Origin of the sequence: Plantactinospora soyae, from assembly GCF_014874095.1 — a bacterium.
Classification (GTDB): domain Bacteria; phylum Actinomycetota; class Actinomycetes; order Mycobacteriales; family Micromonosporaceae; genus Plantactinospora; species Plantactinospora soyae.
This window is the reverse complement of record NZ_JADBEB010000001.1, coordinates 1,927,473-1,942,755: the sequence shown is the minus strand read 5'-3', so window position 1 is coordinate 1,942,755 and position 15,283 is coordinate 1,927,473. Positions and strand designations below refer to the sequence as shown.

The window sequence follows — 15,283 nt, the reverse complement described above, 5'->3', positions numbered from 1 at the left end:
GTCCCGGCCCGGTGCGGTCCCGGCCCTGGAAACGAACGCGCCCGCATCCGGGATCCGGATGCGGGCGCGGAACGAGAGCCGGGCTGAGCGGCCTTACATCGCCGTTTCGATGAGCTTGATCAGGTCGCCCTTGGGGCGGGCGCCGGCGACGGACTGGACCGGCTCGCCACCCTTGAACATCGTGAGGGTCGGTACGGAGAGCACCCGGTAGGCCCGGGCGGTCTCCGGGTTCTCGTCAATGTTGAGCTTGACGATCCGGACCTTGTCCCCCAGTTCGCTGGCGATCTCCTCCAGCATCATGTCGACCTTGCGGCACGGTCCGCACCACTCGGCCCAGAAGTCCACCAGTACCGGCGTGTCGGACTGCAGCACGTCACTGGCGAAGTTGGCGTCGGTGACGGCGCTTGTTGCTCCCACTAGACCCTCCTCGGGGTGTTGCTTCCTGCGGTGAGTTCAGTCTTCTTCCAACGTCGAGAGGAACCGCTCCGCGTCGAGCGCGGCGGCGCATCCGGTACCCGCTGCGGTGATCGCCTGGCGGTAGGTGTGGTCGACGAGGTCACCGGCCGCGAAGACGCCCGGGATGTTCGTCCGGGTGGTCGGGGCCTGGACCTGCACGTAGCCCTCCGCGTCCAGCTCCACCTGGTCCCGGAAGAGCTCGCTGCGCGGGTCGTGACCGATCGCCACGAACACCCCGCTGACGTCCAGCGTCTTGGCCTCGCCGGTGTGCGCGTTGCGCAGCCGGACTCCGGAGACCTTGCCGTCGTCGCCGAGCACCTCTTCGACCACGCTGTTCCACTCGACCCGGATCTTGTCGTTGGCCAGGGCGCGGTCGGCCATGATCTTGCTGGCCCGGAACTCGTCACGGCGGTGGATGATCGTCACCTTGCTGGCGAACTTGGTGAGGAACGTCGCCTCCTCCATCGCCGAGTCGCCGCCGCCGACGACCACGATCTCCTGGCCACGGAAGAAGAACCCGTCACACGTCGCACAGGAGGAGACACCGTGTCCGAGGTACTCCTGCTCACCCCGCACACCCAGCGGGCGCCACGCGGAGCCGGTGGTCAGGATGATCGCCTTCGCCCGGTACGCCGTCTCGCCGACGTACGCCGTGCTCACCGCCCCGGAACCGGGAACGCCCGTGTCGACAAGTTCGACCCGGGTGACGTCGTCGGTGAGGAACTCGGCGCCGAACCGCTCGGCCTGCTTGCGCATCGAGTCCATCAGCTCCGGGCCCATGATGCCGTCCGCGAAGCCGGGGAAGTTCTCCACCTCGGTGGTGGTCATCAGGGCACCGCCCGACTGCACACCCTCGATGACCAGCGGTTTCAAGTTGGCGCGCGCGGCGTAGACCGCAGCCGTGTAGCCGGCCGGCCCAGAGCCGATGATGATCAGGTTGCGGACCTCGTCCACTGCCGTCTCCCGATGTATGTCTCTGCGCCACCGGCGCCTGGCGCCGACGGCTGTCCGAGCGCCGGCCCTGAACTGCACCGGCACCTGCAAGCCTGAACGTCATCGTATTAACCGGGGATTCCCGAGCCGGTCATCCGGTGGGTCATGTCACTGCGTCGACGAAACGGCCGATGAGGCGTTGTTTCAGCCTACCCGGGTCTGATATGTGACGTCCGCGCCAGAGGCCGACGTTCCACAGTTCGGCCCGGTGGCCCAGGTATAGCGGGCCCCGGACCGGTCGGTGAAGACGACGACCAGGGCGGCCGTGCCCTGGAACGTGGCGTAGTCCACGAACTCGACCGCGATCGGTCCCTGTGCGTGTCTCGCCGCGATCGCGTCCAGGCAGGCGGCGAGGACGGTCCGGTCCGTCAACCGCTCCAGCCCGGAGACGCTCCGCGACGGCGTGGCGGAGGTCGGTCCGCCGTCAATCATCGTTCCCGGCGCTTCGGTGACCGGTGTGGTCGCGCCGGCCCGCTCGTTCGAGGTGACCCGCTTGGTCAACGCGGAGGCGGTGTCGGGGAGCGAGGTGGGGTTGTAGTCGGTTCCGGTGGTCAGCACCCGTTCGGCGGACGGTTCGGTTACCGCCCGGGGCGGGCCCGAGCCCAGCGCCGGGGCGGGTTGCTCGGCTCCGTTGTCCGCCGAACTCAGCGCCGTACTCGTGGCGCCGTCCTGGGCGCCGCTGTCGAGGAGGAGACGACTGACCGCGAACCCGGCGAAGCCGGCCACGACGGTGGCGACCAGGATCGGACCGGCGATCCGTCGCATCCACCGCCGCTGCCGGCCGGGTCCCCGGGAACCGTGCGGAGCGGCGCCACCAGCCTGAACCGGTACGCCGGAGCGCCGGGGCCGGCGGACGACGGGTACCGAATCGTCCGGATCGGCGTCGTCCTCGTCCGGGGCATCGGTCGGCCCGGCCGAGGTGTCGGGCGCGGCTGATCCGGTTTCGGGCGCGGCTGGCCTGGTTTCGGTAGGCAGCGATGCCCGGGTGATCACGGCGGCGAGCCGCTCGGTCACCGCGGACGGCATCGAGATCGGCTCAGTGGCCCAGGCGCCCAGGTCGAGTCGTACCGCGTCGATGCCGGCGCTCAGGCTGGCGTACGCCTCCGCCCAGATGGGGTCCTCGTCGATCAGCCAGGCGAGTTCAGCCTCCTCCGGGGTGCCGTCCAGCGCGCCGCCGACATAGTCGGCCAGCAGGTCGGGATCGACCTCCCTGAACGGGCCCCCGGTCACGATTCCTCCTGGTCCTGGTCGCGCTGGCGCTGGCTCCGGTCCTGCGCCTGCCGCCGGTCCGCCCCGAGCCGGCTCGGCCCCGATCGGACGCGGTTGCCGGGTCCGAGGTTCCCGCTGGTGACCGACGGCACCCCGGCGTCGGGCTCAGGGTCACCTCCGGACCGCAGATGACCGAGGAGTACGGCGAGCCGGGCCCGGCCGCGCGCACAGCGGCTCTTCACGGTGCCCTCGGCGACGCCGAGGATTTCGGCGACCTCGGCGACCGGATAGCCCTGTAGGTCGACCAGGACGAGGGCGGCCCGCTGCTCCATCGGCAGTTCCGCGAGCGCCTGCCGTACGACGAGCGTGGTGTCGTGATCGGTGGCCGGCGCGGCCGGTTCCACGCCGCCGGCCCAGCGGCTGGTACCGGTCGGCCGGGTGCTGTCGGGCAGCGGCACGGTCGGATGGGCCTGGCGTCGTCGGATCCGGTCCAGGCAGGCGTTGACGACGATCCGGTGCAGCCAGGTGGTGACGGCGGCCTCGCCACGGAAGCGGGCCGCCGCCCGGTGTGCGGAGAGCAGCGCGTCCTGGAGGGCGTCCGCCGCCTCCTCCCGATCGGCGACGGTGCGCAGTGCGACCGCCCAGAGCCGGTCCCGGTGCCGGTGGAACAGCACCGCGAACGCGTCCCGGTCGCCGGCCACGTGAGCCTGGAGCAGTTCGACGTCGCTGCGTCCCGCGTCATCCGGGTACACCGTGCCGGCCGGAGGCTCTGAGCCGTCCGGCTGGACCGGAAGGTCGTGCGCCGGCTGGGTGGGCAGCTCGCGTGCGGGATGGGCGTGCGGCGGGTACGTCTCGGGCCGGCCGGGCGGGTCACCGTCGTCCAGATGGTCGACGGCCTGACCTGCCGGCCGGACCGGCTCGGTCGACGGCCACGGATGGGCGGACGGCGAGCTGGTCTGGCCGGCGGCGTCGGAACCCAACGCACCGGTCATGGCCGCACGATAACCGAAGGGCGCATCAGTCGTCGGGGTGACCGCCCCGTCACCGGCTATTGACCGTGATCTCCTGCACGCCGAGCTTGTACTTGCCGGCGTCGATTTCCGGCAGGTCGGTGATCCAGAGCAGCAGGTAGCGGTACTTCTGGTCCGGCTCGAACGAGCTGAAGGTCATGGTGGCACCGGAGCCGTCGGACTTGTCGATCGGAAGACCGACCCTCTTGTACGCCTCGACGAGGTCCTTGTCTCCGGCGCTGTTGGCGTCGTAGTTCTTGTCTCCCGAGCGCAGCTCGGCGGAGGCGCCACCCTCGGAGAGCTGCACCTGCACGCTGGTGACCGACCGGAGCTCGCCGAGGTCGATCAGGATCCCCATGCCGGGCTTGTTCCTACCGAACTTGGAGTCGGTCTTGTAGGTCTCGGTCTCCCACGCCTCGTTGGGATTGCCGTCGACCACCTTCTCCACACCGTCCAGCTCGGTGCGGGTGCCGCCCGGGTCGATGACCCGTACCTGGCTGCCCTTGAGGGCGACCTTCTGCGGCTTGGCCAGCGGCGGATCCGGATCACCCGCGGCGGCGGGCTCGTTGCTGGTCCCGGCGGTCGGCGTCGGCCCAGCCTGGTCGTCGGCCGGGCTCCCGCCGACCAGCGCGTTGATGCCGAGGATCAGGCCGACCAGGGCGACCACCAACAGCGCGGCCACGCCGATCAGCATTCTCCGGCCACCGGTCGCCGGTAGGTCGGGGCCGCCGTCGTCGCCGGAGGTGAAACGCAGCGGGCCGCTGTCGAGGTACTGCTCCTCCGCGGCGGCGTCCAGCCGGCTCAACTCGGCGGCCAGGATGTCGGAGGACGGCACCGGAAGCTGGGAGTCGAGCAGGTCCATGGTGAGGTCGTCGAGGTACGCGGGTACGCCGGCACGGACCTGTCGGGGCGCCGCGATGGTGCCGCTGGCGTCGCGGACGGCGTCCGCCAGGGCGGTGCGGGCCCGGCGGCCCTCGCCACTGGTCAGGGACGCCTCGGCGTGCGGCCAATGGCCGGTGAGCGCGTAGTAGAGGACGCCGCCGACCGCGCGTACGTCGGTCTCGGGAGTGTCTGCGCCGTCGGTGCGGGCGTCGGCGAGCACCACCCGACCGTCGTCGCCGACCATCACGGTGCCGGGGTGCAGGTTGCCGTGCACCATGCCGGTGGCGTGGATGGCCGAGATCGCACCGGCGATGGCGTGGGCGATGCTGGTGGCCCGGGCCGGGTCGAGGACTCCGTCGGCGACCAGTTCGCGCAACGAGTGCCCGTCCACCCACTCGCGGACGACGTACGCCCGGTCCTCCTCGTCGATCGCGTCGTAGACGCCGACGAGGTTGGGGTGGATCACCCGGCTCGCCGCCACGGCGGCCTGGAGCATCTCCTTCGCGGAGTCGCCGCCGGGGTAGCGCAGTACGACGGCCACCGGCCGCCGCAGGATCACGTCCACGCCACGCCACACCTGGCGGCCGGCGCTGTCGTCGTTGATGTGCTCCGCAAGCTCGTACCGCTCGGCCAGGACCTCACCGACGGCGGGCGCACCGAAGGTCATCACAGAGGGAGCTACCTCGTCCGCCTCCTGACCTTCGCCGACCTGGGTCACCCGTCCTCCCTCGGTGATCGTGTCGATCGATGGACCCGTGCTGCTAGGCATCTGGCTTTCCCGCTCCGCCTTCGAAGGAATCGGACGGCCACCGGCTCTCCTAGCCTAGGCGCTAGCCGCACCCGTCGAGAGCGACCTTACCCGGGTCTGACTAATCCCCGACACGTCATCTTGCGGCCGTAGGCCGACCAGCTGCCGGAAGTGTCGGGAAGCGCGCCGGATCGCCCGCTGGGTCCGCCTGATGGCTCGTGCGTTTAGCAATCTATAGGTTAATTTCAACAGTTTGCTACCGGGTCGGTGTGCCGGTCGCAGTCGGTCCCGGCACTCCGGTCGTCCGGAGTACCGCCGTGCACCCGGCACCTTCCCCCGCGCGCCGGAAGTATGCCGGATCGAGCGGGGCCGGGGTATCCGGGTCCGCCACCAATAGGTTGACGCCGAGTGAGTCGATCCTGACCCGCCGTTATCCACAGGCGATTCACCTTGCTGCGGCCCGGATAGGACGAGTTATCCACAACCGCTTCCCCAGGTACGCCCCGGAGCCCAACCGACCCCTTTCACCGGCCGAGTCGGCGCCGGACCATGGTGACCAGGTCCGTTATCTCCCGGATTCGCAGCAGCATCGCGAGCCCGAGGTACGTCCCGCCGATCACCGCACCGCCGACGGCCACCTCGACGAACGCCAGCCACCGGTTCGACGCGGCCTCGCCGGGCAGCAACGCCACCACGAGCAGCCCGACCAGGGTCGCGCCGACGGCGGCGATCAGGACCCGGCCGAACGTCCGCATGATCGCGGCGACTCCGATCTGACCGATGTGGGGGCGCAGGAACCAGGCGGAGATCGCCGCCGCCGCGATGTACGAGACGGCGTTCCCGATCATCATCCCGGCGGCCAGGAACGAGGTGGAGAAGGCGGCGAAGACGATCACCTGGACCAGCACCCGTACGGCCACCACCGGCACGTTGATCAGCGCCGGCATCCGGGTGTCGGGCATCGCCCAGAAGGCGAACGTGAAGAGCTGGCTGACCGCGAACGGGATCAGCGCGAGCGCGGCGACCAGCAGTACCGGACCGGTGGTGCCGGACCCGCCCTGGGCGGCGCCGTAGTCGAACAGGGCCTTCGCGATCGGGTCGGCGAGAACCGCGTAGCAGACCGCGATCGGGGCGAGCGCCGCGGTCACCGTACGGGTGCCCCGGCTCAGGTCGGCCGCTATGTCGGCGTACCGGCCGTCGGCGGCGGCGGCGCTCATCCTCGGCAGCAGCGCGGTGATGATCGAGACGGCGATGATGCCGTGCGCCATCATCAGCAGCAGGAAGACGTTGTTGTAGACCAGCGGGCCGGCGGATTTGTCCTTCACCTCGTTGAGCAGGTTGAAGAGCACGATCAGGCCGAACGAGTTCACCGCGACGTAGCAGAACATCCAGCCGCCGAGCCGGCCCAGCTCGCGCAGCCCGAGCGCCCGGAAGTCGAACCGCCAGCGCCAGCGGAACCCGACCTTGCGCAGCGCCGGCAGCATGCCGGCGGTCTGCACCACGAGGCCCAGCAGGGTGCCCCCGCCGAGCACCAGTACCCGGCCGAGGCCCATCTCCTCCGGCTGGACGGTCTTGGCGCCGAAGATGGCGATGTAGAGGCCGCAGGTGGCGATCACCACCACGTTGTTCAGGATCGGCGCCCACGCCGGCGCGGCGAAGTGGCCCCGGGTGTTGAGCACCGCGGTGAGCAGGGCGCTCACTCCGGAGAAGAAGAGGATAGGCAACAGCAGCCGGGACAGGTTGGTGACCAGCTCCCGGTAGTCCTGGCCCTGCCGTCCGGCGTAGATGGTCGTCAGCACCGAGGCGCCGAGCACCGCCAGCAGCGCGGCGCCACCGAGGATGAGCACCGCCAGGCTGAGCAGTCGCTGGGTGTACGCCTGCCCGCCGTCCGGATCGGCCTTGCGGCGGCGTACCAGCACCGGGATCAGGACGCTGCTCAGGATGCCGCCGAGCAGGAACTCGTAGACCATGCCGGGAATGATCTGGGCGGTGGTGTAGGCGTTGCCTACCAGGCTCAGGCCCAGCGTCGCCACGATCATCAGTTGCCGGAGGAAGCCCGTACCCCGGCTGATCAGACTGAAGGCCGCCATCATCGCGCTGTTGCCGGCGGCGTTGCCGCCCGGTTCGGGCGGCGGGTTGGTGCCCTCGATCGCCGGGGTGGCCGAGATCAGCGTCGCTCCGTCCGGGGGCGGCGGAACCCCCTCCGGCATGGCATTCGCGCTGCGGTACAGCCCGCCAGCCATGTCAGCCTCCCAAGGGGTACGGCGGGCAGGGCACCCGCCGGCACTGTTGGAACCTTAGTCAACCCGGTCACCGTTCTGCCGGGGCGCGTCGCTTCCGCCCGGTGTGCCCGCCGCCACGCGGCACCGGTCGGCCCGCTACGCTGGCGATCCCATGTCCGAAACATCCGCCCCGAACGCTGACCGTTCCACACCGTCGCGCACCAGGTCGCCCGGTCCCGGCGCGTCCGCCCCGACCGGTTTCCGGTCCGGCGGACCGGAGTCGACCCGGCCACCCGGTCCGGAGGGTACGGAGTCGGTCGTCCCCGGGCCGGACTCCGCAGGATCGGCGCCCCGAATGACCCGGTTGACCACCGCCCAGCGCAACGCCGTCGCGGAGCTGTTGCGGGTGTCTCCCGTCGCCGACGAAGTGGGCCGCAGGTTCGCCGCCGCCGGCCACGAACTGCACCTGGTTGGCGGGTCGGTCCGGGACGCGTTGCTCGGCCGGCTCGGCGAGGACCTCGACTTCGCTACCGACGCGCATCCGGACGAGACGCTGCGGCTGCTGAAGGGCTGGGCCGAGGCGACCTGGGAGACCGGGCGCGAGTTCGGCACGATCGGCGCGCAGCGCGACGGACTGCGCCTGGAGATCACCACCTTCCGGGCCGAGTCGTACGACCAGGTGAGCCGGAACCCCGTCGTCGAGTACGGCACCAACCTCGGCGACGACCTGCGGCGGCGCGACTTCACCATCAACGCGATGGCGGTCAGCCTGCCCGACCACGAGTTCACCGACCCGCACGGCGGACTGGACGACCTCGCCGACCAGGTGATCCGGACCCCGGGTACCCCCGAGGAGTCGTTCGGCGACGATCCGCTGCGGATGCTCCGGGCCGCCCGGTTCGCCGCGCAGCTCCGGTTCGCCGTGCATCCGCCGGTCCGGGCGGCGATGCGGGCGATGGCGACGGACCTGGACCGGATCACCGCCGAGCGGATCCGGGACGAGTTCACCAAGCTGCTCTGCGGGGCGGACCCGATCACCGGGCTGCGGTTGCTTGTCGACACCGGCCTGGCCGACCGGTTCCTGCCGGAGCTGTCCGGGCTGAAGCTGGAGATCGACGAGCACGCCCAGCACAAGGACGTCTACGAGCACACCCTGACCGTGGTGAGCAACGCCGTCGGGCTGGAGGAGGACGGCTGCGACTTCGTGCTGCGGATGGCCGCGCTCATGCACGACGTGGGCAAGCCGGCGACCAAGGCGGTCGGCCCGGACAGTCGGGTCAGCTTCCACCACCACGAGGTGGTCGGGGCCCGGCTGACCAAGCAGCGGATGAAGGCGCTGCGCTATCCCAAGGACGTGATCAGCCAGGTGGTCGGGCTGGTCGGGCTGCACCTGCGGTTCTACGGGTACGGCCGGGGCGAGTGGACCGACTCCGCGGTCCGGCGGTACGTCACCGACGCCGGTGCCCTGCTGCCCCGGCTGCACAAGTTGACCCGGTCCGACTGCACCACCCGGAACCGCCGCAAGGCTGCCGCGCTGGCCGCCGACTACGACGCCCTGGAGGACCGGATCTCCCGGCTCGCGGCGGAGGAGGACCTGGCCCGGGTACGCCCCGACCTCGACGGCAACGCGATCATGGAACTGCTCGGCGTACCCCCGGGGCCGATCGTCGGTCGGGCCTGGCGGCACCTGAAGGAGCAGCGCATGGAACGCGGGCCGCTGACCCGGGACGAGGCGGAGGCCGAGTTGCAGCGCTGGGCCCGCGACCAGGGCGTCACCGGCTGACGCCCGAACTGTCGTACCACTTCCAGCGGCCGAGCGGGCCGGTTCCGCGCAGTGCGGACGCCTTCCCTGCCACAAGGGTGCCGGCACACCCGGGTCATCGACCGTCCGAAATATCCGCTACCGTTCCCGATGACGTGCAACGGCCGGGGAGGTGACCGTGGCGGTCTCGGGCGGGCCGGGCAACCGGTCCTTCCTGGTTCCGATGGTGGCGTTGGCGTCGACGCTGGTCGGCCTGGTGGTCGCGATCGTGGTCGTACTCGTGCTCCGGCACGGCGCGGACGGCGGCGCGGACGGCACCGGATCACCCCCGCCCACCCCGACCGTGGCCGCCGCACCCGGCGGCGGGGTCGACTGTCTGGTCGGGGCCTGGCGGGTGACCTCGCACAGCGAACAGGTCGACGTACCCGGGGTGGGCCGGTTGAGATTCACCGGCGGGGTCGGTTCCACGCTCTCGCTCAGCGCCGAGGGAAGCGGGATCGTCGACTACGGCACCGGCACCGTCTACCGGGGCGACTACGCGGGGCAGGACGTCGTCCTGGAGTTGCGGGGTACGGTCAGCTACCGCTACCTGCTCGCCGCCGATCGGATCGAGCTGTCGGACGTACGCTCCCAGGCCAACGTCCGGCTCCTGGTCGGCGGTGGTACGCCGGGACCGTGGCAGGATTTCACCGCCTCCACCGAACCGTCCAGCTACACCTGTGCCGGGAACTCACTGACGCAGAAGTCTCTGATCTTCGACACGTCGTACGTCCGGTCAGGCTGACCAGAACGCTTGATGGGAGAACCCGACGACGTGCTGAGCACCCCACCACCGCCGGCGGACGCGCTGACCCGCCTTCCCGGGCTGGAGAGGTTCGGCCGGACCACCACCCGGCTGCATCCCCGTCCGGGTCCGGTCGAGGCGACCCAGAGCCATGTCGGCGGGCCGCTGCGCTGGCCGGCGGACGAGCCCTGGCCCACCTGCGAGCTGCCACACCAGGTCCGGGAGGAGGTGCCGATTCCACTCGAACTGCTGGACCGGCTCCGGGCGGTCGGGTCCCGCCGTACCCGGCCGCGGCACGTGATGGCCGAGGGCGAGACGGAGCTGTACGACGAGATCGCGCGTCTGGTCGGTCCCGGCTACACCGGCTTCGGGTCGGTGAACGACGGACCGGTGGTCGGCTACCGGTACGTTCCCCGTCCACATCCCCGGCCCAATCCGATGGTGGCGGTGGCGCAGTTGCGGGCCGAGGACATCCCGGATCTGCTCCGGCCCGGCGGCGCGGACCTGTTGCAGGTGCTGTGGTGTCCCTTCGAGCACGTCCAGGCGAACCTGTGGGGTCCGGCGGTACGGCTGCGGTGGCGGCGGGAGGCGGACGTGACCGGACCCGACGCCCCGCCGCCCCGGGGCGACGTCGGGAACAAGGGCTACCTGCCCCGGCCGTGCCGGCTGCATCCGGAGCAGGTCGTCGAGTACCCGTACCCGGAGGAGCTGCCGGCCGAGCTGGCCGAGCGGATCGACGAGTGGGAGTCCGACGACGACGATGACGACGACGACGGCGACGGCGACGGCGACGACGACGCCGATGGCGATGGCGATGGCGACCACGGCGTCGACTACGTCACCACCTTCATGGTGCCCGGCTGGAAGGTCGGCGGGTACGCCAAGTGGAACGTCACCGACCTGTCTCCGACTCCCTGTCGCAGCTGTGCCGGCCCGACCACCCTGGCGCTGGTGATCGATTCGTCCGAGTACGACGGCGGTACCCGCGAGCGGTGGCGCCCGGTCGAGGAGGCTGGGCTGGAGGGGTCGGAGGCGATGCCGACCGGAGTAGTCGTCGGGCGCTGGGGTGCGATGCGGATCTTCGTCTGCGAGAGCTGCCCCGACCTGCCGTTCCGGCTCGACGTGCAGTAGCGACCGGCCCGGTACCGGAGGTGCTCCGGTACCGGGCCGCGGGTGGGACGGCGCGGGTCAGCTCTTCGACTCGACCGACTTGCCGCCGTTGGTCAGCGTGCCGTCGACGACCTGGTCGTCGCCGACCCGTGCCGCGCCGAGCCGGGCCAGCAGCCCGGTCAGGTCGACCCCGGTCAGGTCGGTGCCGAGCTGCAACCCCTGGGCGACGTTGGACGCGACCGCCTTGGTCAGCGACGAGGCGCCGTCGGTGGAGATGACCGTGATCTTGTCGATCGCGCTCACCGGCGCGCTGGCCGCCTCGACGACCTTCGGCAGCACCTTCACCAGCAGGTCGAGCACGGCCGCCTCGCCGTACGTCGCGAACGCCTCGGCCTTGCGGGACATCGCCTCGGCCTCGGCCTGGCCCTTGGCCAGGATCGCCGTTGCCTCCGCCTGCCCCTCGCGCTCGACGGCCTCGGCGATGGCGGTACGACGCCGCTGCTCGGCCTCACCCTCCTTGGCACCCTCGATCGCGTTGGCCTCGGCCAGCGCCGCCCGGCGGGCCCGCTCGCCCTCACCGGTCAGCCGGGACTGCTCGGCGACGGCCTGTGCGGCGGCGATGGTGGACTGCCGCTGGGCGTCGGCGTGCAGCACCGCCGCGTTGCGGGACGCCTCGGCCTCCTGCTCCACCTTGTACCGCGCGGCGTCGGCCGGCTTGCGGACCTCGGTGTCGAGCTGCCGCTGCTTGAGTTCGGCGTTGCGCTCGGCGACCTTCTGCTGCTCGGAGAGGATCGCCTGGTCCCGTTCGGCCTGGGCGAGCGGACCGGCGGCGGCCGACCGGGCCTTCGCCGCGTCGATCTCGGCCTGGATCCCGGCCTGCTTCAGCGACAGGTTTCGGTTCGCCTCGGCGATGGCCTCCTCGGCGAGCAGCCGCTCCGTCTCGGCGTGCTGCCGGGCGCGGGCCTCGGCGATGGCCGCGTCCTTGAGCACCCGGGCCGCCTCCGGCCGTCCGAGGTCCTGGAGGTAGGAGCCCTCGGCCAGGATGTCCTGGAGCTGGAACGTGTCGAGCACCAGACCCTGGTTGGTCATCGAGTGCTCGGCCTCCTCGGCCACCGCGCTGGCGAACGCCGCCCGGTCCCGGATGATCTCCTCGACGGTCAGTCGGCCGACGATCGAGCGCAGCGCACCGGCGAGCACCTCGCGGGTGAAGCTCTCGATCTCGTCCTGCTGGTGCAGGAACCGCTGCGCGGCGGCCCGGATCGCGTCCTCGGTCCCACCGACCTTGACGATCGCGACGCCGTGCAGCTCGGCCCGGATGCCCTGCTTGCTGACCGCACCCTTGATGCTGACGTCGATGCGCCGGCTGGACAGGTCGAGCGACTGCAACTTCTGCACCACCGGCAGTACGAAGACCGACGCCCCGAGTACGACCTTCTGCCCCGACATGTCGGTGGACCGGCTGCCGTCGGCGGTCTGGGTGGTACGCCCCTTGCGGCCGGTGACGATGAACGCCTCGTTCGGGCCGGCGACCTTGATCCGGGAGAGCACGAACATGACGAGGATGAGAACGAGGAGCACTGCTCCGCCGATGGCGATGAGAATCAGCATGACACCGTCCATTTCGGATCGCGATTGGGCGTGGTGACGGAGGCGGAATTGCGGGGGGCTTACCGAGGTCAGTAGGTCTCGACCAGGACGCTGGTCTCGCTCAACGCCTCGACGACGAAGATCTGGGCGCCGATCGCGATCGGACGTTCCGACTTGGCGTTGAGTTTCACCGGCTGGCCGCTGACGCGTACCCGCACCTCGCCGTAGCCGCCGTTGGGGATGGGGGTGACCACCACCCCGAGCGACCCGACCAGGTCGTTGCGGGTGGGGGTGGCGTCGGTGTGCATGTTGCGGGCGGCCCGGGACAGCCGGCTCGCGAGCCACCCGGCGGGCACCGCCGCCATCGCGCCGATGCCGCCGGCCACGACGAGCTGGTTGAAACTGCGGGCGTTCAGTAGTTCGGAGGCGATCGCCCCGCCGAAGCCGAGCACACCGGCGAATCCGGCGATCGCCTCCAGGCTGATCGGGCCGTCGATGTCGGGGTTACCGAGGTGGGCGAGTTCCGTGCCGAGTAAGGCGAGCAGGAGCAGCGCGACGCCGGAACCGCCGATGATGAGGAAGATCAGAGTCCCCGTTGCCACAACCTGGAAGGTAGCTGGTAGTGGCAAATCAGCGGGCGGACTCGGACGCCGGCCGGTGGGTAGCGGATCGGGGCCTGGTCACCGCACACCCACCTCGGCCGGACGTCCGTGCGACAGTAACCGCTTCCGGTACCGAATGGGTGGAAAACTTACCAGGCCCGGCGTTGTGCGTACCGGATCGTTACCCGCCGATCACCGTCGCGCGATCAGGACGTCGGTCCCGGCGAGTTCCGCCGGTAGTACGGTCCGCGCGATCTCGGTGCCCTTCAGGTCGACGAGCACCGCCGCGACGTCGATCGAGCTGCCGGGGTTGAGTTTCCGGTCCAGGTAGAGCAGCCGCTTTTCGTCGATCCAGGTGACGTCGGCCGACGGCATCTCGTGCATCACCGTCCCCTTGTCGACCGAAACGAGCTGCGTCGTCTCCTGCCCCGCGACCACCATCAGCCGACCGTCCGGGGACCACGCCGACGGACCGGAGACGTTGCCCCGGACCGGTAGGAGCCGGGTGGGCGTGCCATCGGCGGCGGAGAAGAGCTGCAACCCGCGCCGCAGGTGCGGTGCCGACTCCGAGCGGGGCGCGGCGGGGTCCGTCATCGGCAACGCCACCTCCTTGCCGCTCGGTACCCAGGTGAAGCGGCACAGGTCCGTGCACTCGAACCTGTCGGGCCGTACCGCGTGCCGGCGGAAGGAGCTGTTCGCGACGGTCAGCACGCCGAAGGAGAAATCTCCGGTGCCCCCTTCCATCAGGGTCATCAACAGTCGGGTTCCGTCCGGCGACCACTGTGGAGTGAGAATCTCGGAGGTGGTCCGGATCCACCTGACCTTGCCGGTGGGGATGTCGAGCAGGCCGGTCTCGCCGGGCCGGCTGGTCTTGCGTACGGCCGCCAGCCTGCCCTGTGGCGCCGTCCAGACCGAGGAGTAGTCCTGCGAGGTGTCGACGTAGCGGCCACGGGTGCGGTCGTACGCCCAGTTGCTGACCGGGGTACCGGTGGTGGTCGCACCGGTCACGATCCACCCACCGGGCACCTTCACCGGGCTGCTCTCCCAGTCCCGCCAGATGGTGGGCTCCGGGGCCGCGGTCGGCGCCGGTCCGGCGGTGCCGGTCGTGGCGGAGGCGGCCGTGGCGGAGGTGGCCGGCTGTCCGGCGATCGGATAGCCCGGCGGCCCCGGGTCCGGCCGCAGCAGCACGTACGGCGCGGCGATGGCCGCGACGGCGACGAACGCGGCGGCGACCGTACCCACCTGACGGCGTCGCCGGATCCGCCGACCACGGCTCACCGCGACGGTGGCCAGGTCCGGCGTCTGGTGCGGGTCACCCGCCAGATCGCGTACGGCCCCACGCAGCAGTCGCTCCGCGTTGTCCCCACTCATCGGATCGCCTCCTCTCGGTCCGTCATCTCGGCGAACTCCGGCACCAACTGCCGCAGTTTGGTCAGCGCCCGGGACGCCTGGCTGGCGACGGTGCCCGGTCGGCAGCCCAGTGCGGTGGCGGTCTGCTCGACCGACTGGTCCTCCAGATATCGGAGCACCAGTACGGCCCGTTGCCGGGGTGGCAGCATCAGCAGCGCGTCCCGGAGCAGAATCCGTACCGCCGTCTCGTGGTCGTGCTGGGTGTCGGCGGCCGGTGGCTCCGGCACCTCGGCGTGCGGCACCTCCGGGCGCCGACCGCGACGGCGCCAGGCCGAGACCTGGTCGTGGTAGAGGATCTGCCGGACGTACGGCTCGGCGTCGCCCCGGATCCGTGGCCATCGGGCGTACGCCTTGGCCAGGGCGTTCTGAAGCAGGTCCTCGGCGGAGTACCGGTCACCGGCGAGCGCCTGGGCGACACGCAGCAGCACATCGCCACGCTCATGGACAAAAGCGGTGAACTCCCGCTCGGACGTCCGGCCCACAACGCACCTCCCCTTCCTCAGACGTC

Annotated in this window: 13 protein-coding genes; 3 read left to right on the top strand and 10 right to left on the bottom strand. The window is 70.9% G+C overall.

Going from position 1 to position 15,283, the window contains the following annotated elements; genetic code table 11:
• Nucleotides 1-93: 93 nt before the first annotated feature.
• From trxA to murJ, 6 genes are all read right to left on the bottom strand, one after another.
• Complete coding sequence (gene trxA / locus H4W31_RS08650) at nucleotides 94-417, bottom strand: thioredoxin (RefSeq protein ID WP_192766185.1); 324 nt, start codon at nucleotides 415-417, stop codon at nucleotides 94-96.
• Between the two features lie 36 nt (nucleotides 418-453).
• Nucleotides 454-1,410 (bottom strand): thioredoxin-disulfide reductase, encoded by a 957-nt coding sequence (trxB, locus tag H4W31_RS08645; protein WP_192766184.1) that lies wholly within the window; start codon nucleotides 1,408-1,410, stop codon nucleotides 454-456.
• Nucleotides 1,411-1,593: 183 nt separating this feature from the next.
• Nucleotides 1,594-2,679, bottom strand: a complete 1,086-nt coding sequence (locus tag H4W31_RS08640) for a hypothetical protein (protein WP_192766183.1) — start codon at nucleotides 2,677-2,679, stop codon at nucleotides 1,594-1,596.
• Nucleotides 2,676-3,476, bottom strand: coding sequence for an RNA polymerase sigma factor SigM (gene sigM / locus H4W31_RS08635; protein ID WP_404825699.1), 801 nt, complete (start codon nucleotides 3,474-3,476; stop codon nucleotides 2,676-2,678). The genes H4W31_RS08640 and sigM overlap by 4 nt, the downstream gene beginning before the upstream one ends.
• Nucleotides 3,477-3,699: 223 nt before the next feature.
• Nucleotides 3,700-5,319 carry a protein kinase family protein gene (locus H4W31_RS08630; RefSeq protein ID WP_192766182.1) on the bottom strand — a complete coding sequence of 540 codons (1,620 nt, stop codon included), beginning with the start codon at nucleotides 5,317-5,319 and terminating at the stop codon, nucleotides 3,700-3,702.
• A gap of 503 nt (nucleotides 5,320-5,822) precedes the next feature.
• A complete protein-coding gene (murJ, locus tag H4W31_RS08625) occupies nucleotides 5,823-7,541 on the bottom strand; it encodes a murein biosynthesis integral membrane protein MurJ (RefSeq protein ID WP_192766181.1) in 1,719 nt (572 codons plus the stop codon).
• Nucleotides 7,542-7,875: 334 nt separating this feature from the next.
• On the opposite strand from murJ, the gene H4W31_RS08620 reads away from it, so the two are divergent.
• The 3 genes from H4W31_RS08620 (at nucleotide 7,876) to H4W31_RS08610 (ending at nucleotide 11,197) form a co-directional block, all read left to right on the top strand.
• Complete coding sequence (locus tag H4W31_RS08620; protein ID WP_192766180.1) at nucleotides 7,876-9,303, top strand: CCA tRNA nucleotidyltransferase; 1,428 nt, start codon at nucleotides 7,876-7,878, stop codon at nucleotides 9,301-9,303.
• A gap of 157 nt (nucleotides 9,304-9,460) precedes the next feature.
• The gene (locus H4W31_RS08615; protein ID WP_192766179.1) at nucleotides 9,461-10,066 is read left to right on the top strand and encodes a hypothetical protein; all 606 of its coding nucleotides are present in this window, start codon (nucleotides 9,461-9,463) and stop codon (nucleotides 10,064-10,066) included.
• A 12-nt stretch (nucleotides 10,067-10,078) separates the two neighbouring features.
• A complete protein-coding gene (locus H4W31_RS08610) occupies nucleotides 10,079-11,197 on the top strand; it encodes a hypothetical protein (protein WP_192766178.1) in 1,119 nt (372 codons plus the stop codon).
• Nucleotides 11,198-11,254: 57 nt separating this feature from the next.
• Here the strand turns inward: H4W31_RS08610 and H4W31_RS08605 are convergent, their stop codons facing one another.
• The 4 genes from H4W31_RS08605 to H4W31_RS08590 form a co-directional block, all read right to left on the bottom strand.
• Nucleotides 11,255-12,784, bottom strand: a complete 1,530-nt coding sequence (locus H4W31_RS08605) for a flotillin family protein (protein ID WP_192766177.1) — start codon at nucleotides 12,782-12,784, stop codon at nucleotides 11,255-11,257.
• Nucleotides 12,785-12,852: 68 nt separating this feature from the next.
• Entirely contained in the window at nucleotides 12,853-13,365 is a 513-nt protein-coding gene (locus tag H4W31_RS08600) for a hypothetical protein (protein ID WP_318783093.1), read from the bottom strand.
• A 192-nt stretch (nucleotides 13,366-13,557) separates the two neighbouring features.
• Complete coding sequence (locus H4W31_RS08595) at nucleotides 13,558-14,736, bottom strand: TolB-like translocation protein (protein ID WP_192766175.1); 1,179 nt, start codon at nucleotides 14,734-14,736, stop codon at nucleotides 13,558-13,560.
• Nucleotides 14,733-15,257: a SigE family RNA polymerase sigma factor gene (locus H4W31_RS08590; protein WP_192766174.1), complete on the bottom strand. Its 525-nt coding sequence runs from the start codon at nucleotides 15,255-15,257 to the stop codon at nucleotides 14,733-14,735. Before H4W31_RS08590 ends, H4W31_RS08595 begins: the two co-directional genes overlap by 4 nt.
• Nucleotides 15,258-15,283: the final 26 nt, after the last annotated feature.